Annotated in this window: 22 protein-coding genes; 13 read left to right on the top strand and 9 right to left on the bottom strand. The window is 68.2% G+C overall.

What is annotated here, in order from left to right; translation table 11 throughout:
- Position 1 precedes the first annotated feature (1 nt).
- The gene (gene yccX / locus C996_RS0110785) at positions 2 to 292 is read left to right on the top strand and encodes an acylphosphatase (protein ID WP_018867456.1); all 291 of its coding nucleotides are present in this window, start codon (positions 2 to 4) and stop codon (positions 290 to 292) included.
- Positions 293 to 304: 12 nt separating this feature from the next.
- Here the strand turns inward: yccX and C996_RS0110780 are convergent, their stop codons facing one another.
- From C996_RS0110780 to C996_RS0110755, 6 genes are all read right to left on the bottom strand, one after another.
- Positions 305 to 913 (bottom strand): Hsp20/alpha crystallin family protein, encoded by a 609-nt coding sequence (locus C996_RS0110780; RefSeq protein WP_018867455.1) that lies wholly within the window; start codon positions 911 to 913, stop codon positions 305 to 307.
- 86 nt (positions 914 to 999) lie between these two features.
- Positions 1,000 to 2,862, bottom strand: coding sequence for an SLC13 family permease (locus C996_RS0110775; RefSeq protein WP_018867454.1), 1,863 nt, complete (start codon positions 2,860 to 2,862; stop codon positions 1,000 to 1,002).
- Between the two features lie 63 nt (positions 2,863 to 2,925).
- Positions 2,926 to 3,225 (bottom strand): HigA family addiction module antitoxin, encoded by a 300-nt coding sequence (locus C996_RS0110770; protein ID WP_018867453.1) that lies wholly within the window; start codon positions 3,223 to 3,225, stop codon positions 2,926 to 2,928.
- 25 nt (positions 3,226 to 3,250) lie between these two features.
- Complete coding sequence (locus C996_RS0110765) at positions 3,251 to 3,532, bottom strand: type II toxin-antitoxin system RelE/ParE family toxin (protein WP_018867452.1); 282 nt, start codon at positions 3,530 to 3,532, stop codon at positions 3,251 to 3,253.
- A 136-nt stretch (positions 3,533 to 3,668) separates the two neighbouring features.
- Entirely contained in the window at positions 3,669 to 5,378 is a 1,710-nt protein-coding gene (locus C996_RS0110760; RefSeq protein ID WP_018867451.1) for a proline--tRNA ligase, read from the bottom strand.
- Between the two features lie 34 nt (positions 5,379 to 5,412).
- Positions 5,413 to 5,754, bottom strand: a complete 342-nt coding sequence (locus C996_RS0110755; RefSeq protein ID WP_026279294.1) for a phenylpyruvate tautomerase MIF-related protein — start codon at positions 5,752 to 5,754, stop codon at positions 5,413 to 5,415.
- 277 nt (positions 5,755 to 6,031) lie between these two features.
- Here C996_RS0110755 and C996_RS0110750 point away from each other — a divergent pair, with 277 nt between their 5' ends.
- The 5 genes from C996_RS0110750 (at position 6,032) to C996_RS0110730 (ending at position 14,892) form a co-directional block, all read left to right on the top strand.
- A complete protein-coding gene (locus tag C996_RS0110750; RefSeq protein ID WP_018867449.1) occupies positions 6,032 to 7,057 on the top strand; it encodes an efflux RND transporter periplasmic adaptor subunit in 1,026 nt (341 codons plus the stop codon).
- Entirely contained in the window at positions 7,054 to 10,359 is a 3,306-nt protein-coding gene (locus C996_RS0110745) for an efflux RND transporter permease subunit (protein ID WP_018867448.1), read from the top strand. Before C996_RS0110750 ends, C996_RS0110745 begins: the two co-directional genes overlap by 4 nt.
- Before the next feature lie 266 nt (positions 10,360 to 10,625).
- Entirely contained in the window at positions 10,626 to 10,844 is a 219-nt protein-coding gene (locus tag C996_RS0110740; RefSeq protein WP_018867447.1) for a hypothetical protein, read from the top strand.
- Between the two features lie 42 nt (positions 10,845 to 10,886).
- The gene (locus C996_RS0110735; protein ID WP_017941374.1) at positions 10,887 to 11,093 is read left to right on the top strand and encodes a hypothetical protein; all 207 of its coding nucleotides are present in this window, start codon (positions 10,887 to 10,889) and stop codon (positions 11,091 to 11,093) included.
- Positions 11,094 to 11,121: 28 nt separating this feature from the next.
- Positions 11,122 to 14,892, top strand: a complete 3,771-nt coding sequence (locus C996_RS0110730; RefSeq protein ID WP_018867446.1) for a PAS domain-containing protein — start codon at positions 11,122 to 11,124, stop codon at positions 14,890 to 14,892.
- A gap of 23 nt (positions 14,893 to 14,915) precedes the next feature.
- Here the strand turns inward: C996_RS0110730 and C996_RS0110725 are convergent, their stop codons facing one another.
- Genes C996_RS0110725 through C996_RS0110715 form a run of 3 tightly spaced genes read right to left on the bottom strand, consistent with a single transcriptional unit; the run spans position 14,916 to position 17,554 of the window.
- On the bottom strand, positions 14,916 to 16,292 hold the full coding sequence (locus C996_RS0110725) for a nucleoside recognition domain-containing protein (protein WP_018867445.1): 1,377 nt from the start codon (positions 16,290 to 16,292) through the stop codon (positions 14,916 to 14,918).
- 19 nt (positions 16,293 to 16,311) lie between these two features.
- Positions 16,312 to 17,166, bottom strand: coding sequence for an SDR family oxidoreductase (locus tag C996_RS0110720; RefSeq protein ID WP_018867444.1), 855 nt, complete (start codon positions 17,164 to 17,166; stop codon positions 16,312 to 16,314).
- 10 nt (positions 17,167 to 17,176) lie between these two features.
- Positions 17,177 to 17,554: a DsrE family protein gene (locus C996_RS0110715; protein WP_018867443.1), complete on the bottom strand. Its 378-nt coding sequence runs from the start codon at positions 17,552 to 17,554 to the stop codon at positions 17,177 to 17,179.
- 167 nt (positions 17,555 to 17,721) lie between these two features.
- On the opposite strand from C996_RS0110715, the gene C996_RS0110710 reads away from it, so the two are divergent.
- The 7 genes from C996_RS0110710 (at position 17,722) to ruvA (ending at position 23,400) form a co-directional block, all read left to right on the top strand.
- Entirely contained in the window at positions 17,722 to 17,985 is a 264-nt protein-coding gene (locus C996_RS0110710; protein ID WP_018867442.1) for an FmdB family zinc ribbon protein, read from the top strand.
- 3 nt (positions 17,986 to 17,988) lie between these two features.
- On the top strand, positions 17,989 to 18,639 hold the full coding sequence (locus C996_RS0110705) for a DUF502 domain-containing protein (protein ID WP_018867441.1): 651 nt from the start codon (positions 17,989 to 17,991) through the stop codon (positions 18,637 to 18,639).
- A 119-nt stretch (positions 18,640 to 18,758) separates the two neighbouring features.
- Positions 18,759 to 20,543, top strand: a complete 1,785-nt coding sequence (gene aspS, locus C996_RS0110700) for an aspartate--tRNA ligase (RefSeq protein WP_018867440.1) — start codon at positions 18,759 to 18,761, stop codon at positions 20,541 to 20,543.
- 21 nt (positions 20,544 to 20,564) lie between these two features.
- Positions 20,565 to 21,194: a triacylglycerol lipase gene (locus C996_RS0110695; RefSeq protein WP_018867439.1), complete on the top strand. Its 630-nt coding sequence runs from the start codon at positions 20,565 to 20,567 to the stop codon at positions 21,192 to 21,194.
- Positions 21,195 to 21,517: 323 nt separating this feature from the next.
- Positions 21,518 to 22,258, top strand: coding sequence for a YebC/PmpR family DNA-binding transcriptional regulator (locus C996_RS0110690; RefSeq protein WP_018867438.1), 741 nt, complete (start codon positions 21,518 to 21,520; stop codon positions 22,256 to 22,258).
- A 21-nt stretch (positions 22,259 to 22,279) separates the two neighbouring features.
- Positions 22,280 to 22,795, top strand: coding sequence for a crossover junction endodeoxyribonuclease RuvC (gene ruvC, locus C996_RS0110685; RefSeq protein WP_026279293.1), 516 nt, complete (start codon positions 22,280 to 22,282; stop codon positions 22,793 to 22,795).
- Entirely contained in the window at positions 22,792 to 23,400 is a 609-nt protein-coding gene (gene ruvA, locus C996_RS0110680; protein WP_018867436.1) for a Holliday junction branch migration protein RuvA, read from the top strand. The genes ruvC and ruvA overlap by 4 nt, the downstream gene beginning before the upstream one ends.
- Positions 23,401 to 23,566 lie beyond the last annotated feature (166 nt).

The raw sequence follows: 23,566 nt of genomic DNA, 5'->3' as shown, positions 1-23,566 counted from the left end.
AATGACGGAGGCCAATGATAACCATGCCCGCCGCTGGCGTGTCAGCGGTCAGGTGCAGGGGGTGTTCTTCCGCGCCTCTACCCGCGACGAGGCCCGGCGGCTCGGGTTGACCGGTTATGCCCGTAATGAGCCGGACGGCAGCGTCGAGGTGCTGGCCGTGGGCCCGCGCAGGGCGCTGGACACGCTGGAGGAGTGGCTGGCCGACGGGCCGCGCATGGCGCGGGTGGATGCGGTGGAGGCCGAGGAGCTGGAACCCCCGGAGCCGGCGCCGCGCGAGTTCTCCACGGGCTGACTCGGCGGTGCCTCAGTAGCGCCGCAGCGGGCGACCCGGTGGCGGAATGACCTGGACGAAGGCACGCACGTCGCGCAGCCGGTGCGGACCTTCCGACCGGATGCGGGTCTCGGCCCCCTGCATCCAGGCGCCGTCCCAGGCGAGGCGGGCCGCCCCGGTGCGCGAATGGCGCGGCAGGTCGATCAGCAAGAGGCCGTCTTCATAGGCGACCTCGAGCTCACTGCGGTAGCGCTCGGCGTGTACCTCGATGCTGCGGCTCTCGCCACTGGCGAGGGTAAAGGCCGTTGGCTCCAGCGCGCGTTCGCGACCGCCGATCCGCAGCGTGCCGCCGCTGAGACTGACGCGGATCAGGTCTCCGGGCAGGCCGGCCTGGCCACTGCGGATGGCCGCGACCCGCTCGGCGCGTTCGGCTGCCCGTGCCGCCTCCTGCTCGGCTTCGGCCTGCAGCCGGGCCTCGCGGGCCTTCTGCACCGATTCCCAGGCGCGGATGGCCTCGACCCGTTCGGCCTCGCCCATGGCGTCCCATTGTTCTTCGCTTACCCCGTAGATCCGCGGGCTGCAGGCGGCCAGCAGCAGTGCCAGGGCTGCCAGGACCGGGTACAGACGAAGCGTTGCGGGCATGCGCGATTTCCGTGTGGGTTTGTAGCCGAGTCTGTCCGAGTAGCCTGTACCGGCCCTGAACCGGGCTGAGGGAAACACTGTTTCCCTCAGAACAGCAGGTTGATGACGAGCAGCGAGACGACCATGAACAGCAGGGTCACACCGGCGCCGGCGCGCAGGTAGTCGGCCACGCGGTACCCGCCGGGATCCATGATCAGGGCATTGACCTGGTGGGTGGGCAGGATGAAGGAGTTGGATGCGGCGATCGCGACGATCAGCGCGAACACGCGCGGGTCGGCGTCGATCCCCATGCCCTGGGCGACGCTCGCGAAGCTGACCGCCAGCGGGACCAGCAGAACCGTCGCCCCGACGTTGGACATCACCAGCGTGAAGAAGGTGGTCAGCAGGAACACCGCGACCTGCAGCACCCAGACCGGCATCCCTTCCAGTTGCTGCATGCCGTTGGTCGCGATCCACTCGCCGGCGCCGGAGTTCTCCACCGCCAGCCCCAGCGGGATCAGCGAGGCGAGCAGGAAGACGGTCTTCCAGCTGATGCCGCGATAGGCCTCGTCCATCGTGATCACGCCGGTGAAGATCATCCCCAGGGCCCCGCCCAGCAGGGCCAGTGCCAGCGGCAGGTCGGTGAACAGCACCAGCCCCAGCCCCAGCGCCAGGGAGCCGAGCGCGGCCAGTGGCCGGTGGGTCTTTGACGCCTCCTGCTTGCGTCGTGGATAGCGGCTGGTGACCACGACGAAGTCGCGGTCGTCCTCCAGCGCCTGCAGGTTCTCCCACGGGGTATGCACGACCAGGGTGTCGCCGGCCTTCAGTGGGGTATCCGGGACCTCGTCGACGATCAGGTCATCACCGCGCTGGATGCGCAGCACCGAGATGCCGTAGCTGCGGCGCATGCCCTTGTCGCGCACGGTCTGGCCGATCAGGTCGGAGCCGGGCGGGATAATCACCTCCGCGATGCCGCCGTGGCGAGCGGACAGGGCGCGGGCGAACACGTCCAGTTCGTCCTTCAGCAAGGTGCCGGTGTGGTCGCAGGTCGTCTCGATGGTGGTGACCGGGCCGAGGATGGCGAGGTGTGCCCCGCGCTCCAGCTCCACGTCCCGGTTGGGTTCGATGCGGGTCTCGTCGCCCGTGGTGACGCCCACGACGTGCACCCCGAAGGCCGCCTCGAAATCGCCCACACGCATTCCGGCCAGGGAGCTGTCCTCGTCCAGGCGTGCCTCGCGCACGCCGAAATCCATGCCGTAGACATCGCGGAACCAGGCCGAGGTCGTCTGCACCCGGCTCTCGTCCGGGTCCTCGGTCTGGGGATCGCGGGCCGGCAGGACCCAGCGTCCGAACAGCGCGAAGTAGAGGATCAGCGTACCCAGCAGGGCGAGTCCGATCGGGGTGACGTCGAACAGCCCGAAGCCCTCGACATCCCGCGGCAGCAGGTCGTTGAGCAGGATCAGCGGGCTGGAGGCCACCAGCGTCAGGGTGCCGCCGACGATCGCGGCAAAGCCCATCGGCATCAGCAGGCGCGAGCGCGGGATGCGCGCGGCGGCCCCGATGCGGTTGATCACCGGCATGAACAGGGCGGCGGCACCGATGTTCTGCATGAAGCTGGTGATGATGCCGACGGCCCCCGAGGTGGTGGCCATCACGCGGCGCTCGGTCTGCCCGCCAAAGCGCAGGATCAGGTCCGCCAGGCGGTTCATGACCCCGGAGCGGTCCAGCCCCTTGCCGATGATCATCACCGCGATGATCGCGATCACCGCGTTCGACGCGAAGCCGGAGAACAGCGCCTCGCCCTCGACGATCGGCGCCACCCCCGGCACCAGCGCGACCATGCCGAGCAGGAAGAGCACGCTCAGCGCCGCCAGGTCGATCCGGATCACCTCCGTCACGAACAGCAGGATCGTCAGCCCTAGTAGGCCGAACACGATCCCCATCTCCAGGGTAAAGGCGACCGACCCCATCAGAAGCGGCCCTGTTTGCGGGGATCGGTTGCGGCGGGGCAGTCGATGAGGGGGCCGCGTGAATCAGGCAACGCGCGGATGTACTTCTTGTTCAAGCCGAGGCCCCAGGGACTGGCGGGCCTGCTCGAGCTCGAAGTGATCCTGGAGGTTCATCCAGAACTCGGGCGAGGTGCGGAAATAACGGCCCAGGCGAAGCGCCGTATCCGCCGTGATCGCGCGCTTGCCCTGCACGATCTCGTTGATTCGGCGGGGGGGCACGCTGATGTCGTGCGCCAGGCGGTACTGGCTGATGCCTGCCTCCTCGATGAATTCGGCCAGGTGCTGGCCCGGATGGATCGGGGCCTCGATATCCTGTGCTGTCATCGTTGCCTCCCTGGTGGTCGTCGGATCAGTGGTAATCCACGATCTCGACGTTGTAGGCGTGACCGTCTCGCCATTCGAAACAGATGCGCCACTGGTCGTTGATCCTGATGCTGTATTGACCCGCGCGGTCGCCTTTCAGTGCCTCCAGTCGATGCGAGGGAGGCTGGCGCAGATCCTCGAGGCGGGTGGCAGCGTGGATGCGCGCCAGACGCATTCGTGCCCGGCGCGTTACCTCGTCGGGCAGGCGGCGTGCCCTCTCGCCCCGGGCCAGCCGCGCGGCTTCCTTGCCGCGGTAGCTCTGGATCATGGATAAATGTTAACGCGCTGCGTTATTAGCGCGCAAACGGTTGTCGAACCGGACTCTCCCGGGAAATACCGGTCCCGAATACGCCCGTCACTTCGGCGCTGTTTTCTGCGGGCGAGGCACGGTGACCGCCGAGCCCTTATTGCAAGCGTTGGCGCAGGGCGTCGAGCAGGCCATCCATCGGGAGGTGTTCGGCCTCGGTGGCCGTGCGTGCCTGGTATTCGAGTTCGCCGGCGTCGAGGCCGCGCTCGCCGATGACCAGGCGGTGCGGGATTCCGATCAGCTCCATGTCGGCGAACATCACGCCGGGGCGCTGTTCGCGGTCATCCAGCAGGACCTGGAAGCCGGCGGCCTCCAGCTCGTCGTGCAGCTTCTCGGCCGCCTCGCGCACGCGCTGGGACTTCTTGGCGCCGATCGGGCACAGGGCGATGTCGAAGGGGGCGATGGCGGTGGGCCAGCAGATGCCGCGCTCGTCGGAGTTCTGCTCGATCGCGGCGGCGACCACGCGCGAGACGCCGATGCCGTAGCAGCCCATGGTCACCACCTGTTCGCGGCCGTCCTCGTCCAGTACGCGGGCGCCCAGGGCCTGGCTGTACTTGTCTCCCAGCTGGAAGATATGGCCGACCTCGATGCCGCGGCGGATCTCGATCGCCCCGGAACCGTCCGGGGCCGGCTCGCCCTCGAGGATGTTGCGCAGGTCGGCGGTCTCCGGCTGCGGCAGGTCGCGGCCCCAGTTCACGCCGGTCAGGTGGTAGCCGTCCTCGTTGGCGCCGACCACGAAGTCCGCCATGCCCAGCATGGCCTGATCGGCGAGAACCGGAATCGGGCTGTCCACCGGCCCCAGCGAGCCGGGGTCGGCGCCGAATGCGGCCCGGATCTCGGCGGCTTCGGCCATGCGCAGCGGCTCGGCGACCCAGGGGTGCTTCTCGGCCTTCACCGCGTTCAGTTCGTGGTCGCCGCGCAGCACGATGGCGACCAGGTCGGCGTCGATCGCGTCGGAGGCGGCCACCACCAGGGTCTTCACCGTCCGCTCGGTCGGGATGTCCAGGAATTTCGCGAGATCGTCGATGGTGTGCACGTCGGGCGTGGCGATCTTCTCCAGCGCCGCGCCGGGGGCCGGGGCCGGCGCGGGCACCGGGCAGGGGGCCAGTTCGACGTTGGCGGCGAACCCGGCCGGGGAGAACGCGATGGCGTCCTCGCCGGAGCTGGCCAGCACGTGGAACTCGTGCGAGGTGTTGCCGCCGATGGCGCCGGTGTCGGCCTCCACCGCGCGGAAGTCCAGACCGCAGCGTTCGAAGATGCGGGTGTAGGCCGCGTGCATCTGCTGGTAGGTGTCGCCCAGGGAGTCGGCGTCGATATGGAAGGAGTAGGCGTCCTTCATCAGGAATTCGCGGGCGCGCATCACGCCGAAGCGCGGGCGGCGCTCGTCGCGGAATTTGGTCTGGATCTGGTAGTAGTTGACCGGCAGCTGGCGGTAGCTGCGGACTTCGCGGCGTACCAGGTCGGTGATCACCTCCTCGTGCGTCGGGCCGAAGCAGAAGTCGCGGTCATGGCGATCCTTGATGCGCAGCAGTTCGGCGCCGTAGAAGTCCCAGCGCCCGGACTCCTGCCACAGCTCGGCCGGCTGCACCGCCGGCATCAGCACCTCCAGGGCGCCGGCGCGGTTCATCTCCTCGCGTACGATGTTTTCCACCCGGCGCAGCACCCGCAGGCCCAGTGGCAGCCAGGTGTACAGCCCGGAGGCCAGCCGGCGGATGTAGCCGGCGCGTAGCATCAGCTGGTGGGAGATGATCTCGGCGTCGGCCGGGGTTTCCTTCAGGGTGTTCAGCGGGAATTGCGAGACGCGCATCGGGGGCAGTCCGTGGTTGATGGCTGGAAAGGGTTCAGAACGTGGTGCCGTTGGTGCCCCAGAAGTGGCGCGGGGCGTCGGCGAATTCGATGTAGACGCGGGCCGGCTCGATGCCCAGTTCCGCCTGCAGGCTGTCGCACAGCTTGCGCGACAGCTCGCGGGTCAGGCCCTCGGGCAGGCCGATGCTCTTCAGCTCGCAGTACGCGAGCGGATCGGTGCGCCCGCCAAAGCACATGGCCGGGTTGTGGCGGCAGGCGACCATCACGTAGCCCTCGGGCTTGCCCAGCCAGTCGGCGACCGCGGCGGACAGACGCTGGCACAACGTGGCGGTGTCGTCGGGCAGGGCGGCATTGGTCTCGACTTGCAGCAGCGGCATGGCATCCTCCGGGGCGTTGCGGCGAAAGGTCGCCATGATACGGGGAGCGCGGGGTCGGTGCAGCGCTCGCGTCTCCCTAGCGGGTGAAACCCTTGTCAGGGTGGCTATACTCGCTGCGAGGGAGACGAACGCGGCGGGGCCGGACGGCCGGATTGCGTTCAACATCAGGAAATAATAAATTAGAAAAATCTAATATATGGTTCCGGGCCCGGTGCGCGCCTGCGCACCCCCGACGACCTCTTCGAGCAAGGACAGACGCCTCATGACACGAAACCGGATGCGCCACACCCTGTGGGCCCTGCTGCTGTTGCCGTTTGCGGCCCAGGCGGAGTTGCCGTTCGAGACGGCCACCGCCGAACGCCAGACGATCACCCAGGAACGGATCCTGGATGGCCGCGTCGAGGCAGTGCAGCGGTCCACGATCTCGGCGCAGACCTCCGGGCGGATCCGCGAGATCTACGTGGATGTCGACGACTTCGTCGAGGCCGATGAATTGCTGGTCCGGGTCAGCGACACCGAGCAGCAGGCCCGTGTAAGCCAGGCCGAGGGCGATCTGGCCGAGGCCCGCGCCCGCTTCAACGAGGCCCGTTCGGAGTTCGAGCGCATTCGCGATGTGTTCGATCGCGGGGTGGTGTCGCGCTCCGAGTTCGATCGCGCCGAGGCCGCGCTGGAGTCGGCGCGTGCCCGCCTGCGCTCGGCCGAGGGTCGGGTCGAGGAGGCCCGTGAACAACTGGGCTACACCGAGGTGTACGCGCCCTATTCGGGGATCGTGACCGAGCGCCATGTAGAGGTCGGCGAGTCGGTCAGCCCGGGGTCGCCGCTGCTGTCCGGGATCAGCCTGGACCAGTTGCGGGTGGCGGTGGATGTGCCGCAGCGTCTGATTCACAGCGTGCGTGAGCGGCGCAGTGCCGAGGTCCTGCTGAACGGAGACCGGGTGGCGGCCGAAAGCCTGACCATCTTCCCCTACGCCGATCCCGCCAGCTCGACCTTCCGCATCCGCGTGAACCTGCCGGAGCAGCAGGATCTGGGCTTGTTCCCCGGCATGTTCGTGAAGACCGCCTTCGTCGTGGACGCGGTGGAGCGCCTGGTGGTGCCGACCGAGGCCGTGGTCTATCGCAGCGAGGTCATCGCCGTCTATGTGGTGGATGCGGACGACCGGGTGGCGTTCCGCCAGGTACGGGTCGGGCGTCAGCATGACGGCCTGATCGAGATCCACGGCGGTCTGGAGGCCGGCGAGCGCGTGGCGCTGGATCCGGTCCACGCGCAGATCTGGCTGAAGGAACATCAGCAGGTGAACCCATGAGCGATGCCACCACGGAGGGGGCGTCCGAGCGGATGGGGATCTCCGGGCGCATCGCGCAGGCCTTCCTGACCACCCAGATCACCCCGTTGCTGGCCCTGCTGGGGCTGCTGCTGGGGCTGTTCGCGATTCTGGTGACCCCGCGCGAGGAAGAGCCGCAGATCAACGTGACCATGGCCGACGTGTTCATCCCGTTCCCCGGGGCGAGCGCGCAGGAGGTGGCGCAACTGGTCGCCACGCCGGCCGAGCAGGTGCTCTCGGAGATCGAGGGCATCGATGACATCTATTCCGTCTCGCGCCCGAACATGGCGCAGATCACCATTCAGTTCGAGGTCGGCGAGGACCGCACCGCGGCGCTGGTGCGCCTGTACAACCAGGTGTTCTCCAACCAGGACTGGCTGCCGCCGGGGCTGGGGGTCGGCGAGCCGATCATCAAGCCGATGGGCATCGACGACGTGCCGATCGTCAACGTGACCCTGTGGACCGAGGACCCCGAGCGCGGCGGGCACGATCTGCTGCGCGTGGCGCACGGGATCGAGGCCGAGCTCAAGCGGGTCCCGGGTACCCGTGATATCTACACGGTCGGCGGCCCGGACCACGTGGTGCACGTGCGCTTCAAGCCGGAGACGCTCGCTGCCTACAACCTGTCGGTGGATGACCTGCGCACCAGCCTGCAGGCCTCCAACTTCTCGCGCGACGCCGGTCAGCTCTATCAGGACGATGAAGAGATCCTCGTCCAGGCTGGCGACTTCATTACCGAACCCGAGGCTTTCGCCAGTCTGGTGGTCGGCATGCACGACGGCCGTCCGATCTACCTCGAGGACGTTGCCGAGGTGGTGCAGGGCCCGGCCTATGCCACCGAGCACGTGCGCTTTGCCCATGGCGCGGCCGCCGGCGATCGAGCGCGCGCGGGCGAGAGCCACCCGGCGGTCACCGTGGCGATTGCCAAGCAACCGGGGACCAACGCCCCGGATATCGCCGACGCCCTGGTCGAGCGCCTGGAACAGCTGCGCGGGACCTATATCCCTGACGGTATCGAGACGACTATCACCCGGAATTACGGCGAGACTGCGGACGACAAGGCCAATACCCTGATCCAGAAGCTGATCCTGGCAACCGCGTCGGTGGTGATCCTGGTCTGGATCGCACTGGGCTGGCGCGAGGCCTTCATCGTCGGTGTGGCCGTGGTGATCACGCTCGCGATCACCCTGTTCGCCTCCTGGGCCTATGGCTTCACCCTCAACCGCGTGTCGCTGTTCGCGCTGATCTTCTCCATCGGGATCCTGGTGGATGATGCCATCGTGGTGGTGGAGAACATCCACCGGCACATGGCCAAGGGCGGCAGGAAATTCCTCGAGGCTATCCCGCTCGCGGTGGACGAGGTCGGCGGACCGACCATCCTCGCGACCTTCACCGTGATCGCGGCCCTGCTGCCGATGGCCTTCGTGACCGGGCTGATGGGGCCCTACATGAGCCCGATCCCGATCAACGCCTCGATGGGGATGATCATCTCGCTGGCGGTGGCCTACGTGGTCACGCCCTGGCTGACGTACAAGGTGCTGCGACGCCAGGCCGAGCAGCACGCGCATGCCGCACCGGCCGGCGGCGGGCACGGCGCGGAAGGCGAGAGCGCCTCCGCTGGGCTGATGAAGATCTTCAACCGCCTGCTGCTGCCGTTTCTCGGGACCTCCGGGCGCAAGAAGACCAACCGCCTGGTGCTGTGGGTCGGGACCCTGGTGCTGATCCTCGGCTCGGTGTCGCTGGCCTACTTCCAGCTGGTGGTCATGAAGATGCTGCCGTTCGACGACAAGTCGGAGTTCCAGGTGGTGCTGGATATGCCGGAGGGCACCAGCCTGGAGCGTACCTCCCGCGTGCTGGCGGAGATGGGCGACTATCTGAAGACCGTGCCCGAGGTGCACAACGTGCAGACCTACGCGGGTACCGCGGCGCCGATCAACTTTAACGGCCTGGTGCGGCAGTACTACCTGCGTGAGGGCTCGCACGTCGGCGACATCCAGGTGAATCTGGTGGATGCCTCCGAGCGCTCGCGCCAGAGCCATGCGGTGGCGCTCGGTGTGCGCGAGGCAATCAACGAGATCGCCGATCGTCACGGTGCCGCGGTGAAGGTGGTCGAGGTGCCGCCGGGGCCGCCGGTGATGTCGCCGATCGTGGCCGAGATCTACGGGCCGGACTACGACGGTCAGATCGAGATCGCCCGCCAGGTGCGCGAGCGCTTCGAGAACACCGACGGCATTACCGATATCGACGACTCGGTGGAATATCCGGGGCAGAAGAAGATCCTGCAGGTGGACCGCGAGCGGGCCGCGCGCCTGGGCGTGTCGCAGCAGGCGGTGGTGCAGGCGATCGAGACCGCGCTGTCCGGCGAGGACGTGACCTACCTCTACGGCTCCAACGTGAAGTACGCGGTGCCCGTGCGGCTCGAGTTCGAGCAGGCCGAGAAGGGCAGCCTGGACCCGGTGCTGGGGCTCAAGGTGCGCTCGCGCGACGGCACCCTGGTGCCGCTGTCCGAGGTGGTCAATGTGGTGGACTCGACCCTGGAGCATTCGATCCATCACAAGAACCTGCTGCCGGTCGTCTACGTGATGGGCGACCTGGCCGGTGGTCTGGACAGCCCCCTGTACGGCATGTTCGACATGTTCTTCGGCCTGCGCGATCAGCCGATGGCCTATGGCGAGCCGCTGGAGCAGCTGTTCATCAGCCAGCCGGCCAACCCGTACAACTTCTCCCTGAAGTGGGACGGCGAGTGGCAGGTGACCTACGAGACCTTCCGCGACATGGGCATTGCCTACTCGGTGGGGCTGATCCTGATCTACCTGCTGGTGGTCGCGCAGTTCCGCTCGTACATGGTGCCGCTGATCATCATGGCGCCGATCCCGCTGACCGTGATCGGGGTGATGCCGGGGCATGCCTTCATGGATGCCTTCTTCATGGACGCCAAGTTCACCGCGACCTCGATGATCGGGATGATCGCGCTGGCCGGGATTATCGTGCGCAACTCGATCCTGCTCGTGGACTTCATCAACGAGGAGATCCGCCGTGGCGTGGAGGTGATCGAGGCAGTGGTGCACGCGGGTGCGGTGCGCGCCAAGCCGATCATCCTGACCGGGCTGGCGGCGATGGTCGGCGCCGGGTTTATTCTGGATGACCCGATCTTCTCCGGCCTGGCGATCTCGCTGATCTTCGGCGTGTTTGTCTCCACGCTGCTGACGCTGGTGATCATCCCGGTGCTGTACTACCTGTACGTGCGCAACCGGGTCGAGCTGATCCGCGCCCAGGCGGCGTAAGCGGATCCCGTCATCGCGAGGCGCGCAGCGCCGTGGCGATCTCTGTGGCCGGCCTCGACGCTGGGTGGGGCGAGCATCGGGATTTCGTCGCGGGGTTCCCGCTGCGCTCGCCCTTCGGACCGGCCTGCGGCCGCTCAACGCGCATCGCGCTTTTGTGCCATAGCCCCTTGCGGGGCCTCGCAATGACGCGGGCGGGTTCCGGTGTTTTCGCCGTGTGCCGGCATGCGGCTACAATCGGTGCCACTTAACCGAACCGGAGACGCTCGATGGATGTCGAGATGGGAGAAGAGGGCCTGAACGTCCTCGGAATCAGCCGCGAACAGTGCGCCACCCTGGTCGAGACGCTGAAGGCCAGCGAGGACCAGCGCTTCATGGATGACCCCGAACTGCGCAAGCTGTTCAAGCTGCTGGCCGTGCTGCAGAGCGATCTGTGGGACGACATGACCGCCGGGCAGTTCGACTTCGCCCCCTACAAGAAGCAATAGCCCTGCCCGGTGCCGTCCCTGGCACCCGTACCGGAGTGCTCCATGCCCGACAATGATTCCCGCCGGCCGTCCAATTTCGTGATCGGCAACATCTTCCTTGGCGCCGCCGCCATCATGCTGTTCTTCTTCGTGACGCTCTGGGAGATCCTCGGGGTGTTTGCACTGCTGATGTGGATGGGCCTGGCGGCGATTGGGGTCTACTTCATCGTCAAGGACAAGGACATCAATCCGGGCGGCCCGCCGAACTGATTCGGTGCATCCGTCACGTACGCCTCTCGTGACACCAGCCCCGGCATCGCCGGGGCTAGCGCGCCTGCGGGGCGAATTCCTCGAGTCACTGGGGCAGCGGGTCGCGGATCTGGAGGCCCTGTCCGGTCAGCTCGACGGCACGTTTGCGGATGGCGAACGCCTGATCACCCTGTACCGCGAGGCCCAGGCGCTGGCGCAGTCGGGGCAGGTCTTCGATGTCGGCTTGATCCGCGGCGCGGCGGAATCCCTGCGGGCCGCCGTGGCCGGCGTACGCCGGGCCCCGCCCGGACCGGATCGTGACCTGATTGTCGCGGGGGTGCGCCGCCTGGCCACGGCCGTGGAGGCCTATCGGCAGCGGGCGCGGCCGGCGGCGCAGGCGCGCATGCAGCCTGTGGGGGGGCGTCCGGCGGAGTCACGAGTCCGCCTGATCGACGACGGCGGCGCGGTCGGCGAGGCGGTGGCCCGCATGCTGGCCGACCAGGGTTTTCGTGTAACCCGGGGCGAGGTTGCCGTGGCCGACGACGAGCCGCTTTCCGCAGTGGTGCTGTGTGCCGACGTGGTCGCGGCGGACGGGGGCGGCTTGCCGGGGCTGGCGTCTGCGCTGGCCAGCGGGCTTCCGGTGCTGGCCGTCGCTCAGGCCTGGAGTCCCGGCGCCCGCCTCGAATGCGTGCGCCAGGGGGTGACGCGCTGCCTCGATCACCCCCTGGTAACCGACACCCTGGTCGAGCAGCTGATGCAGATCGGCGGCGTAATCGTGGAGTCGGATTATCGCGTGCTGCTGGTCGCCGGGGAGGCGGACAGCGAACTCGCTCATCATCTGGCCGCTTCCGGGCTGGAGGTATCGACGGTGTCCGACCCGGAGGATGCGCGCCTCCGGCTGGGCGAGATCGGCGCCGATGTGGTGGTCCTCGATCTGCAGGGGCTGGACGAACCGGCGGAATCGTTTGTCGCGCTGCTGCGTACTCGGGACAACGGGGGGGCGGTTCCGCTGCTGTTCCTGACCGAGGACCCCGGACGGATCAACGCCCTGATGACGGTGCACCCCGGTGTGGCGGGGGTGTTTCTGAAGCCCGTGGAGCCAGCCCGTATCCAGGCCGCGATTGCCGCGCGGGCGCGCCAGATGCGCCAGATCGACGGGGTCAGCCAGTCCTATCGCGATGCCCTGTACGAGCGCGAGCGCGAGCATGTGGCCGTCAACGAACATGCCCTGGTCAGTATCGCGGACGTGGCCGGCAACATCGTCTACGCCAACGAGCGCTTTTCCCGGATCAGCGGCTATGCGGTGTCCGAGCTGATAGGCCGCAATCACCGCATCCTGAAGTCCGGCCAGCATCCACCGGAATTCTATGCCGAGCTCTGGTCCACCATCGCGTCCGGGCGCGTCTGGCAGGGCGAAATGTGCAATCGTTCGCGCGACGGCTCGCTGTACTGGGTGGAGACCACCATCGTCCCGTATCTCGGGAGCAACGGGCGCCCCTACCAGTACGTGTCGATCCGCACCGAGATCACCCACGTGAAGCATCAGGAGCACCGCCTGCGCTCCAGCCAGATCTTCGCCAACATGGGGACCTGGGAATGGGCGCCGAACCGCGAGGCGCTGGGCTGGTCGGAGCGCATCCCGCCGCTTCTGGGCTATCCCGAGGGCGGGCTGGAACCCACGGTCGCCAATTTCGTGCAGGCGGTGCACCCCGACGATCGCGTCCGGGTGCGCAATGCGATCGCCAGCAGTCTGCGTCGCGGGTCCTATCTTGAACTGGAGCATCGCGTCATCTGGCCCGACGGCTCGGAGCACTGGCTGCTGGAGCGCGGCGACGTGGTCCGGGATCAGGACGGCGAGGTTCTGTACATGCTGGGTGTGATGCAGGACATCACCAAGCGCAAGACCTCGGAACTGGCATTGTCCCAGCTGTCTACCCGGCTGCTGGAATCGCAGCGCCTGGCGCGCATCGGCAACTGGGATATGGACCCGCAAAGCGGGGCGATCACATGGTCGCGGGTCATCCACGAGATCTTCGAGGCGGATGCGGGGGATGCGTCCTTCGGGCGCGACGCATACCTGGCGCTGGTGCACCCGGAGGATCGCGAGCCGGTGACGGCCTTTCTGCAGGGCCTGAATGCGGCCGGACACCACGAACTCGGTCACCGGGTGCAATTCCGGGACGGGCGGACCCGCTTTGTCCACGTCATCGCCAGTGTCAGCCTGGATGCAGAGGGCCGACCCGCGCACATCGCCGGGAGCCTGCAGGACATCACCGAACTGCACGAGGCCCAGGAACATCTGGCCCTGTTCCAGCGCATCTTCGAGTCCTCCGGGCAGGGCATCGCGGTAGTGGACCGTGCGGGCCGCTTCGTCTACGTGAATGCCGCCGCGCGCGAGATGGTGGGCTACGAGTCGAGCGAGATGCTGGGCCGGAGCTTCCGCGAGATGGATATCATCCCCGAGGACTCCGAAGAGGAGGCGCGGGAGATCGACCGGGTGCTTTCCGAAGGCGGTTCCTGGGCCGGAAAGCTACCCCACCGCTGCGCCAATGGGGCGGTGTTTATCACCGTCAGCAACATCGGGGTCGTCCTCGACGATCGCGGCGAGCCGCAATACGGCTTCAACATCTTCAGCGACTTCACCGACGAGTTGCGCCGTCGCGCCGAGCTGCACCGTGCGCGCGAGGCGGCCGAGGCGGCCAACCGGGCCAAGTCGGATTTTCTGTCCAACATGAGCCACGAGCTGCGCACGCCGATGAACGCGGTTCTCGGGTTTGCCCAGCTGCTGGAGCGCGATCCGGCTCTGGATGAACACCAGCGCGGCCATCTCGATGAAATCATGCGCGCCGGGCGCCATCTGCTGGACCTGATCAACGAGATCCTGGACCTGGCGCGGATCGAGGCGGGGCGCATGCAGGTGGAGCCGGAACCGGTCGCCGTGGACCCGCTACTGGATGAATGCCTGTCCCTGCTGGAGCCCCTGGCGCGCGAGCATCGCGTGGTGCTCGCAGCGGAGCCCCTGCCGACGGTGATGGTGCAGGCCGACCCCCGGCGTTTGAGGCAGGTACTCCTGAACCTGTTGTCCAACGCGGTCAAGTACAACCGGCCGGACGGGCGCGTGCGCGTGACCTGCGAACACGAGGGCTCCGGCGTGCGGATCGCGGTGCACGACGACGGGCCGGGGCTGACGCCGGAGCAGTGCCAGCGGCTGTTCCAGCCCTTCGAGCGCCTGGTGGCCGAGGAGCAGGGAATCGAGGGGAGCGGGGTGGGCCTTGCGGTGACCCGCAACCTGGTGGAGCTGATGGACGGCGAGATCGGCGTCGACAGCATACCGGGTACGGGCAGCACCTTCTGGTTCCGTTTGCCCGCGGCGCAGGAGCACCTCCCGCCCGCGGCCGGAGAGGACGTGGGCGCAGCCTCGGACGTTGCGATCCGGGAGGGTTGCCGGGTGCTCTGCATCGAGGATCATGCCGCCAATCAGCGTCTGCTGCGCGAGATGCTGAGGCAGCAGGGGGTGAGCGACTGCCGGGTGGCGGACTCCGCCGTGGCGGGCCTGGACATGGCCCTGCGGGACCCGCCGGGGCTTGTCCTGCTCGATCTGAATCTGCCGGTGATGGACGGCTTTCAGGTGCTGCGCGCGCTGCGCGCCGAGGCGGCGCTGGCGGCGATCCCGGTGATCGCGGTGACGGCCGATGCCACCGAGGCCACGCGCGAGCGGGTGGCGGCGGCCGGCTTTGATGCTCTGCTCACCAAGCCGATCGGGGCGAGCGATCTGCTGGGCGCGCTGCAGCGCTGTGCCGCGGGTCGCGCGAGCGGCTGAGCCGCCGCGCGCGTCGGCGATTCTCAAAGAAAGAGGAATGCGACGATCGCGATCGCCGCGGCCACGGCGACGGCGTCCGCGGTCAGCGCGGCCGCCAGAGTGTGGCGCACGCGCTTGATGCCGATGGCGCCGAAGTACACCGCGAGCACGTAGAAGGTGGTCTCGGTCGAGCCCTGCAGGGTGGAGACCAGGATGCCGACGTGGGTGTCCGGGCCGGTGGCCGGGTCCTGCATGATGCCGGCCATGATGCCGTAGGCGCCGGAACCGGACAGCGGGCGCAGCAGCGCCATCGGAAGGGCCTCGGCCGGCAGGCCGAACGGCGTGGTCAGCGGCCCGACCAGCCCGACGAACATGCCCAGAGCGCCGCTCTCGCGCAGCATCCCCACCGCGACCAGGATCGCCACCAGATAGGGGATGATGCGCAGGGCCACGTTGAAGCCCTCCTTGGCCCCCTCGACGAAGACCTCGTAGACCGGCACGCCGCGGATCACCCCGTAGGACAGGAAGCCGACCACTAGCCCGGGGATGATCCAGGGCGCGATCGCCTGGCCGTAGAGGATGGTCAGCGGGATCATCGCCAGCACCCCGGCCAGTACCGTCAGCGAGACCCAGGCCGGGTAGCCCTCGGTGGGCACCTCGATGTTCATCGGTTGCTGCTCCGGGGCGGGTTCTTCGGTCGCGCGCACTTTGGCATCGGCCGGGGCGCTGCGGGGCTCGGTCGCGCGAACCGTGTCGTCCAGGTCCGGGGCGCCCTCGCGATCGGTGGCATTCGGGTCGACCGAGCGGGTCGGCGCCGGGCTGCGGAAATAGCGCTGCAGGATGAGGGCGCTGGTGATGCCGGCGATGGTCGCGAACAGCGTGGCGAACAGTGTGGTCGGCAGGATCGCCGCCGGGGCCTCGGAGCCGAGCGAGGCGCGCAGCGCGATCACCCCGGTGGGCAGCAATGTGATGCTGGAGGTGTTGATCGCCAGGAACAGGGCCATCGCATTGGTGGCGGTGCCCGGGTGCGGGTTCAGCTTCTCCAGTTCCTGCATCGCGCGGATGCCGAACGGGGTCGCGGCGTTGCCCAGCCCCAGGATGTTGGCGGAGAAGTTCAGGATCATCGCGCCCATCGCCGGGTGCTCCGGCGGGACCGACGGGAACAGGCGGGTCATCAGCGGGCGCAGCAGGCGGGCCAGTACGGTCAGCAGGCCGCCGGCCTCGGCGATCTTCATCAGGCCCAGGAACAGTGCCATCACCCCGACCAGACCCAGCGCCAGTTCCACCGCGGAACCGGCTGCCTCGATCGCGCCCTCGGACAGCGCCTGCATTGGCTGCTCGTCCGGGTCGGTGGAGCGGATCTCGCGGATCGCGGCCGTGGCCACGGCGATCACGATCAGGGCGAGAAAGATCAGGTTCATGCGGCGCAGTTTGCCACGGTCAGCGGTTCTCTCCGCGTGATACACCGCGCAGCACAGCATCCAGCGCCCGCGCCGGGAGCAGCCACTTGAGGAAGGCGAACAACCGGGTGGGGAAGGTCACGTGATAGCGCACCCGTGGCCGGCGGGCCTCCAGGGCGTGCACCACACAGCGCGCGACCGCCTCGGGCCCCAGTGTGAACGGCGCATCGGACTCGGCGTCCGCCATGCGGGCCTCGGCGGCACGGTAGGTCTCCTGCCAAGGGCTGTGCTCGCGCTGGATGTGGTAGCGGAAGGCCTTCAGGGCGTTGGCGCGGAATTCGCTGCGGATCGGGCCCGGCTCGATCAGCGAGACATGGATACCCGTGCCGTGCAGTTCCTGGCGCAGGGTGTCGCTCATGCCCTCGATCGCGAACTTGGAGGTCACGTAGGCGCCGCGCAGGCGCAGGGCGACCAGCCCAAGGACCGAGCTGTTCTGGATGATGCGGCCCTCGCCGGCGCGGCGCATGGCGGGCAGCACGGCATTCGTCAGCTCCAGCCAGCCAAGCACGTTGGTCTCCAGTTGTGCGCGCAGGGTGGCGCGATTGAGGTCCTCCACCGCGCCGGGCTGACCATAGGCGCCGTTGTTGAACAGGCCGTAGAGGTGGCCGTCGGTGCGGTGCAGAATCTCGGTGACTGCGCTGTGGATGCTGGCGGAGTCATCCAGGTCCAGCTGCAATGCCTCGAAGCCGTCCTTCTTCAGCCGCGCGACATCCTCGCTGCGCCGGGCGGTGGCGAAGACCCGGTAGCCGCGTTCGCGCAGCATGCCCGCGGTGCAGGCCCCGATGCCGCTGGAGCAGCCGGTGATCAGGACCGCGCGCTGGGAGGGTTCGCTCATGGCGGCCGGATCAGTAGGTGAGGGTGGCGACGCCGTCCTCAACGACCTCGCCGATGAAGGCGCCGCCGCCGCGCATCCCGTCCAGTTCCGGGACCGCGTTGTCCAGGGTCAGTCCGTTTTCGTCCATTGCACCGGCGCAGGCGTAGAAGGCGCAGCCGGCCTCGTGGGCGTCCTGCATGAAGCTGTAGACGGATTTCTCCTTCGCCTCGCCGGGGTAGATCTGGTCCGCCACGCCCGCGCGCAGCAGGCGCGTGGTGCCGGCGGCGAAGTAGATCTCGACCTCGAGATCCATCGCGGCGGCGACGGTGGCCTGGAAGAACGGGGCGCCCAGGGTGCCGGGGCGGTCGAGGTCCAGATTCAGCAGCATGATCACGATCTTTTCGGCCATGGCAGGTCCTTGCGGGCAGTACATTCGGGTATGGGGCGAATCATCCGCGCTGCGGCCGCGCGGCGCAAACACCGCCTGTCGGTGCGGAAGGCCTTTTATTCCCGGCGAACGGCCGCATAATACGCCTCAACCCGTGTTTTCGCGGATGTGTTCCGAGGATTCCAGCCATGCCCATCTATGAATACCAGTGCAAGGATTGCGGCGAGATCTCCGAGATCCTGCAGAAGATCTCCGATCCGCCCGCCACCACCTGCCCCGAGTGCGGTGCCGAGGCCCTGACCAAGCAGGTCTCCGCCGCCGGTTTCCGCCTGGCCGGGGGCGGCTGGTACGAGACCGATTTCAAGAAGGACGGCAAGCGCAACCTGAAGGATTCGGGCGGTGGCGCCGGCAAGTCCGATACTTCCACGAGCAAGGCCGCGGCCAGCACCTGACCCATGCTGGTTTCCCTGCGCCGCTACCTGATTGCAGGGCTGCTGGTCTGGCTGCCGCTGATCGTCACCGGCTTCATTATCAAGCTGCTGGTCGACCTGCTGGACTTCACCATCCTCCTCCTGCCGCCGGGCTGGCGGCCGGAGGCGCTGCTGGGCTTTTCCATCCCGGGCGTGGGGATCGTGGTCGCGATCGTCGTGGTGTTCGTCACCGGGGTGATCGTGGCCAACATCGTCGGGCGCAAGCTGGTCGCGCTGGGCGAGTCCATCGTGCACCGCATCCCGCTGGTCAACTCGATCTACGGGGCAGTGAAGAAGGTGACCGAGACGGTACTGGCGGATGGCGGCCAGGCCTTCCGCAAGGTGATGCTGATCGAATACCCGCGTCGCGGCCTGTGGTCGGTCGGGTTCATGACCGGCGTCGGCACCGGCGAGGTGCAGGAGCGTACCGAGCACGAGGTAATCACCGTATTCGTCCCGACGACCCCCAACCCGACCTCGGGCTTCGTGCTGATGGTCCCGCGCGAAGAGGCGATCGAACTCGACATGACGGTGGAGGACGGCCTCAAGTTCGTGATGTCCATGGGGGTCGTCACGCCCCTGAAAGGACCTGAAGAGGCCCCGGCTCCGGTTGCGCAAGGGCAGGGCAAATCGTAAGATTTCCGGCCTTTTCGCGGGTGCGGACGTCGCGTGCGCCCCGTTTTCCCGACTAACCGTGCAGGCCTCTCAGGAACCACCGATCCCTGGCGGGCGTGCCCTTCGGCTGGAACAGCGCAATGCGAACTCATCTGTGTGGACGTGTCACCGAGAACGAACTCGACTCGGAGGTGACCCTTTGCGGCTGGGTGAATCGCCGGCGTGACCACGGGGGCGTGATCTTTGTCGACCTGCGCGACCATACGGGGCGGGTGCAGGTGGTGTTCGATCCCGACCGCGAGGACGTCTTCGCGCGCGCCGAGCAGCTGCGCAGCGAGTATGTGATCCGCATGACCGGCCGCGTGCGCCGGCGCCCCGAGGGCACCGAGAATCCGGACCTGACCACCGGCGCGGTGGAGATCCTGGGTCTGGAACTGGAGGTCCTGAACGCCGCGAAGACCCCGCCGTTCCCGCTGGACGACGAGGACGTCGGCGAGGACACCCGCCTGCGCTATCGCTACGTGGACCTGCGCCGCCCGGTGATGCAGGAGCGCCTGCGTCTGCGCGCAAAGGTCTCCGCGGCCATGCGCCGCTTCCTCGAGGAACGCGATTTCCTCGACCTCGAGACCCCGATGCTGACCAAGGCCACGCCGGAGGGCGCGCGCGACTACCTGGTGCCCAGCCGCACGCATCCGGGCAGCTTCTTTGCCCTGCCGCAGTCGCCGCAGCTGTTCAAGCAGCTGCTGATGATGTCCGGCATGGACCGCTACTACCAGATCACCCGCTGCTTCCGCGACGAGGACCTGCGCGCCGATCGCCAGCCGGAGTTCACCCAGCTGGACATGGAGATGGCCTTCGTCGACGAGGCCGACGTGATGGACGTGACCGAGGGCCTGATCCGGCACCTGTTCCACGAGGTACAGGGTGTCGAGCTGCCCGACCCGTTCCCGCGCATGGCCTACGCCGAGGCGATGGCCCGTTTCGGCTCGGACAAGCCCGATCTGCGCATCCCGCTGGAGCTCACCGAGCTGACCGAGGTGATGCAGGCGGTGGAGTTCAAGGTCTTCAACGGCCCGGCGAACGACCCCGAGGGCCGCGTGGCCGCGCTGCGCGTGCCGGGCGGAGCCAAGCTCACGCGCAAGGAGATCGACGTCTACACCGAGTACGTCGGCCGCTACGGCGCGAAGGGCCTGGCCTACATCAAGGTCAACGACCCGGCGGATATCGAGGGCGGGCTGCAGTCGCCGATCCTGAAATTCCTGCCGGAGGACGTGACCCGGCAGATCCTGGAAAAGACCGCGGCCGCCGCCGGCGACCTGATCTTCTTCGGTGCGGACAAGGCCTCTGTGGTCAACGAGGCGATCGGCGCGCTGCGGGTGAAGCTCGGCCACGACCTCGACCTGGTCGAGGCGGGCTGGCAGCCGCTGTGGGTCGTCGACTTCCCGATGTTCGAGTACGACGACCAGGACAAGCGCCTGTACGCCCTGCATCACCCGTTCACTGCCCCGGCGGTGGACAGCCCGGACGCGCTGCGCAATAACCCGCGCGAGGCCCTGTCCCGTGCCTACGACATGGTGCTCAACGGCACCGAAGTGGGCGGTGGCTCCATCCGTATCCACAACCCCGAGATGCAGCAGGCTGCGTTCGAGGCCCTGGGTATCGGCGAGGACGAGGCCCGCGAGAAATTCGGCTTCCTGCTGGATGCGCTGGAGTTCGGTGCCCCGCCGCACGGCGGCCTGGCCTTCGGCCTGGACCGCCTGGTGATGCTGATGAGCGGCGCCCACTCCATTCGCGACGTAATGGCCTTCCCCAAGACCCAGACGGCCGCCTGCCTGCTGACCGACGCCCCGGCGCCGGTCGGCGAGAAGCAGCTGCGCGAGCTGGGCATCCGCCTGCGCGCCAGCGCTACGCAACAGGCCGGGTAGGCAACGGGCCGGTCGTTCACCATGGCCGGCATGCGTACCAGTGTGGTTACGGTCCATGGCTGGCATATGTCCGGCCTGGAGATGGCCCTGCTCGCCCGGCGCCTGCGCGCGGCCGGTCACGCGGTTCACCCCTTCCGCTACGCCTCGCGGCGCCAGACGCCGGAGCAGGCGGGGCGCGCGCTGGCGGCCTTTCTCGACGACGTCCCCGGCGACCTCGTGCACCTGGTCGCCCACAGCCTGGGCGGCGTGGTGGTGCGCCACCTGTTCGAGGTCGCGCCCGTGCAGCGTCCCGGCCGCATCGTGATGCTGGGTTCGCCCCTGGCCGGCAGCCGCGTGGCGGCCCGGCTGGCGCGCAACCGGGCCGGGCGCTGGTGGCTGGGCGCGCCCCTGGAACGCGGCCTGCTCGGTGGGAGCCCGATCCTGCGCGGGCGCGACATCGGCATGCTGGCCGGCAGCCGGCCGTTCGGGCCGGGCCCGCTGATTGCGCGCCTGCCGCATCCCCATGACGGCCTGGTCGCGGTGGACGAGACGCGGGGCCCCGACGTCTCTCGTCACCTGACCCTGCCGGTGACGCATATGGGCATGCTGTTCGACACCGTCGTGGCGCGCGAGACCCTGCACTTCCTGGAGGCGGGCGAGTTTCTGCCCTGACGCCGGACGGGCCCGTCAAGCCCGACCACCGCGGTCATCGCGAGGCGCGGAGCGCCGTGGCGATCTCCGTGGCTGGCCCCGGCGCTGGCCCGGGCGGGCGTCGGGGGTTCGGTCCGGAGGTTACTCGCTGCGCGCGCCCTTCGAGCCGGCCTGCGGCCGTTCACCGCCCCTGCGCGGCCTCGCAATGACGAAGGGACCACGGCAGGGGCATGCCGCCCGCATTCGTGATTAGCGCGGCCCCAGCGATTAGACTGTGCGCATTCCGGTGCCCGGCGGCATGCCGGGTCGGCATAACCGAACCCAACTCAAGGAGTCGTGACCGAATGGCAGGCCACAGCAAGTGGGCGAATATCCAGCATCGCAAGAACGCCCAGGACGCCAAGCGCGGCAAACTCTTCACCAAGCTGATCCGCGAGATCACCGTGGCCGCCCGCCAGGGCGGCTCGGACCCGGAGACCAACCCGCGCCTGCGCCTGGCGATCGACAAGGCGCTGGGTGCCAACATGACCCGCGACACCATCGAGCGGGCCGCCAAGCGTGGCGCCGGCGAGACCGATGGCGACAACGTCGAGGAGATCCGCTACGAGGGCTATGGGCCTGGCGGTGCGGCCATCCTGGTCGACTGCATGACTGACAACCGCAACCGCACGGTCGCCGAGGTCCGGCACGCCTTCTCCAAGATGGGCGGCAACCTCGGCACCGACGGCTCGGTCGCCTACCTGTTCCAGAACAAGGGCGTGATCCGTTTCGCCCCGGGCCTGGATGACGAAGTGGTGATGGAGGCCGCGCTGGAGGGTGGGGCCGAGGACGTCCAGGTCGAGGACGACGGCGCCATCGAGGTGATCACCGAGCCGGAGACCTATCAGGACGTGCGCGCCGCGCTGACCGAGCGCGGTCTGGAGCCGGAAAACGCCGAGGTGACCTGGCGGCCGGAGACCCTTGCCCCGCTGGATGCGGAGACCGCCGAGTCGGTCCTGAAGTTGCTGGACATGCTGGATGATCTGGACGACGTGCAGAACGTCTATACCAACGCCGACTTCCCCGAAGAAGTCAGCGGTGACTGATCCGGCCGCGGCGTGAGCGGCGTGCGCATCCTCGGGATCGACCCCGGCTCCCGCGTGACCGGCTTTGCGGTCATCGAGTTTGATCGCAGTCGTGGCCGTTCCTGCGGCCACGGCGTGATCCGGCCGAAGGCGAAGGCCTTCCCCGAGCGCCTGGGCGAGATCTTCGCCGGCGTAGTCGAGGTGATCGACGAGCTGAAGCCCGACGTACTGGCCATCGAGTCGGTGTTCGTCGCCCGCAATGCCCAGTCCGCGATCAAGCTGGGGCACGCCCGTGGCGCGGCCATCTGCGCCGCCACCCAGGCCGGTCTGCCGGTACACGAATACGCCCCGCGCGCGATCAAGCTGGCCGTGGTCGGTGTCGGTGGCGCGGACAAGGAGCAGGTCCAGCACATGATGCAGCAACTTTTACGCCTGGCCGAACCGGCCAGCAGCGATGCCGCTGATGCCCTGGCCGTCGCGCTCTGCCACGCCCACACCCGGCAGAACGAGGCGCGCCTGCAGGGCTCGGCTGCTGCGATGATCGGGGGGCGCCCATGATCGCTCGGCTGGAGGGGCGGCTGATCAGTCGCGAGGTGAACGGCGTGGTGATCGACGCCGGCGGGGTTGGTTACGAGGTGGATGTCCCGCTGTCCACGCTGGCGGCCCTGCCGGAACCCGGCGAGACGGTCGTGCTGGCGACCCACCTGGTGGTGCGCGAGGATGCCCACCAGCTCTTCGGATTCCTGAACAAGCGCGACCGCGACCTCTTCCGCCGTCTGATCCGCGTCAACGGTATCGGTGCCAAACTGGCGCTGGCCATGCTCTCGACCTACGCCGGCGACGAGCTGGCGGGCCTGATCAGTGGTGGCGACGTGACGGGCCTGGCCAAGGTGCCGGGCATTGGCAAGCGCACCGCCGAACGGGTGGTGCTCGAGCTGGGCGAGCGCCTGGCCGAGATGGGCTTTGCCGCCGCGCCCGCCGGGGCGGCGGCGGGCAGCGAGCCCACGCCGGCGGCCGCGATGGAGGGCGAGGCCCTGGCCGCGCTGGAGTCCCTTGGCTATCCGCGGGCCAGTGCCGAGAAGATGGTTGCGGCGGTCCGCGACCAGGCCGACTCGGTGGAGACGCTGGTGCGTCTCGCGCTGCGCTCTACCGTCAAGCGCTAGCGCGCGAACCCGCGGTGATCCTGGCAGGGGCCGCGTGGTCGTCAGCGTTTATGTGCTTTCGGTCCGCCGCCTGACTCGTGGTGGCTGGTCCTGGTTCGGCATCCGGTGTTTACGGTGCCTTCGGTCCGCATACTGCCTGGCGCTGACTCGCCAGCGCGCCCCGAGT

Origin of the sequence: Thioalkalivibrio sp. ALE25, from assembly GCF_000377285.1 — a bacterium.
In the GTDB taxonomy this organism is placed as follows: Bacteria; Pseudomonadota; Gammaproteobacteria; order Ectothiorhodospirales; family Ectothiorhodospiraceae; genus Thioalkalivibrio.
The sequence above is the reverse complement of the archived record's forward strand: the minus strand, read 5'-3'. Positions and strand labels throughout refer to the sequence as shown.

Excerpts from the sequence above, each read along its gene's own strand:
- C996_RS0110770 (WP_018867453.1), bottom strand. The coding sequence starts at position 3,225 with ATGACAGCACAGGATATCGAGGCCCCGATCCATCCGGGCCAGCACCTG.
- C996_RS0110740 (WP_018867447.1), top strand. The coding sequence starts at position 10,626 with ATGGATGTCGAGATGGGAGAAGAGGGCCTGAACGTCCTCGGAATCAGC.
- C996_RS0110760 (WP_018867451.1), bottom strand. The coding sequence starts at position 5,378 with ATGCGCGTCTCGCAATTCCCGCTGAACACCCTGAAGGAAACCCCGGCC.
- C996_RS0110750 (WP_018867449.1), top strand. The coding sequence starts at position 6,032 with ATGCGCCACACCCTGTGGGCCCTGCTGCTGTTGCCGTTTGCGGCCCAG.
- C996_RS0110745 (WP_018867448.1), top strand. The coding sequence starts at position 7,054 with ATGAGCGATGCCACCACGGAGGGGGCGTCCGAGCGGATGGGGATCTCC.
- C996_RS0110725 (WP_018867445.1), bottom strand. The coding sequence starts at position 16,292 with ATGAACCTGATCTTTCTCGCCCTGATCGTGATCGCCGTGGCCACGGCC.
- C996_RS0110775 (WP_018867454.1), bottom strand. The coding sequence starts at position 2,862 with ATGGGGTCGGTCGCCTTTACCCTGGAGATGGGGATCGTGTTCGGCCTA.
- C996_RS0110695 (WP_018867439.1), top strand. The coding sequence starts at position 20,565 with ATGGCCGGCATGCGTACCAGTGTGGTTACGGTCCATGGCTGGCATATG.
- C996_RS0110735 (WP_017941374.1), top strand. The coding sequence starts at position 10,887 with ATGCCCGACAATGATTCCCGCCGGCCGTCCAATTTCGTGATCGGCAAC.
- ruvA (WP_018867436.1), top strand. The coding sequence starts at position 22,792 with ATGATCGCTCGGCTGGAGGGGCGGCTGATCAGTCGCGAGGTGAACGGC.
- yccX (WP_018867456.1), top strand. The coding sequence starts at position 2 with ATGACGGAGGCCAATGATAACCATGCCCGCCGCTGGCGTGTCAGCGGT.
- C996_RS0110715 (WP_018867443.1), bottom strand. The coding sequence starts at position 17,554 with ATGGCCGAAAAGATCGTGATCATGCTGCTGAATCTGGACCTCGACCGC.
- C996_RS0110710 (WP_018867442.1), top strand. The coding sequence starts at position 17,722 with ATGCCCATCTATGAATACCAGTGCAAGGATTGCGGCGAGATCTCCGAG.
- C996_RS0110765 (WP_018867452.1), bottom strand. The coding sequence starts at position 3,532 with ATGATCCAGAGCTACCGCGGCAAGGAAGCCGCGCGGCTGGCCCGGGGC.
- C996_RS0110720 (WP_018867444.1), bottom strand. The coding sequence starts at position 17,166 with ATGAGCGAACCCTCCCAGCGCGCGGTCCTGATCACCGGCTGCTCCAGC.
- C996_RS0110705 (WP_018867441.1), top strand. The coding sequence starts at position 17,989 with ATGCTGGTTTCCCTGCGCCGCTACCTGATTGCAGGGCTGCTGGTCTGG.
- C996_RS0110690 (WP_018867438.1), top strand. The coding sequence starts at position 21,518 with ATGGCAGGCCACAGCAAGTGGGCGAATATCCAGCATCGCAAGAACGCC.
- aspS (WP_018867440.1), top strand. The coding sequence starts at position 18,759 with ATGCGAACTCATCTGTGTGGACGTGTCACCGAGAACGAACTCGACTCG.
- C996_RS0110780 (WP_018867455.1), bottom strand. The coding sequence starts at position 913 with ATGCCCGCAACGCTTCGTCTGTACCCGGTCCTGGCAGCCCTGGCACTG.
- C996_RS0110755 (WP_026279294.1), bottom strand. The coding sequence starts at position 5,754 with ATGCCGCTGCTGCAAGTCGAGACCAATGCCGCCCTGCCCGACGACACC.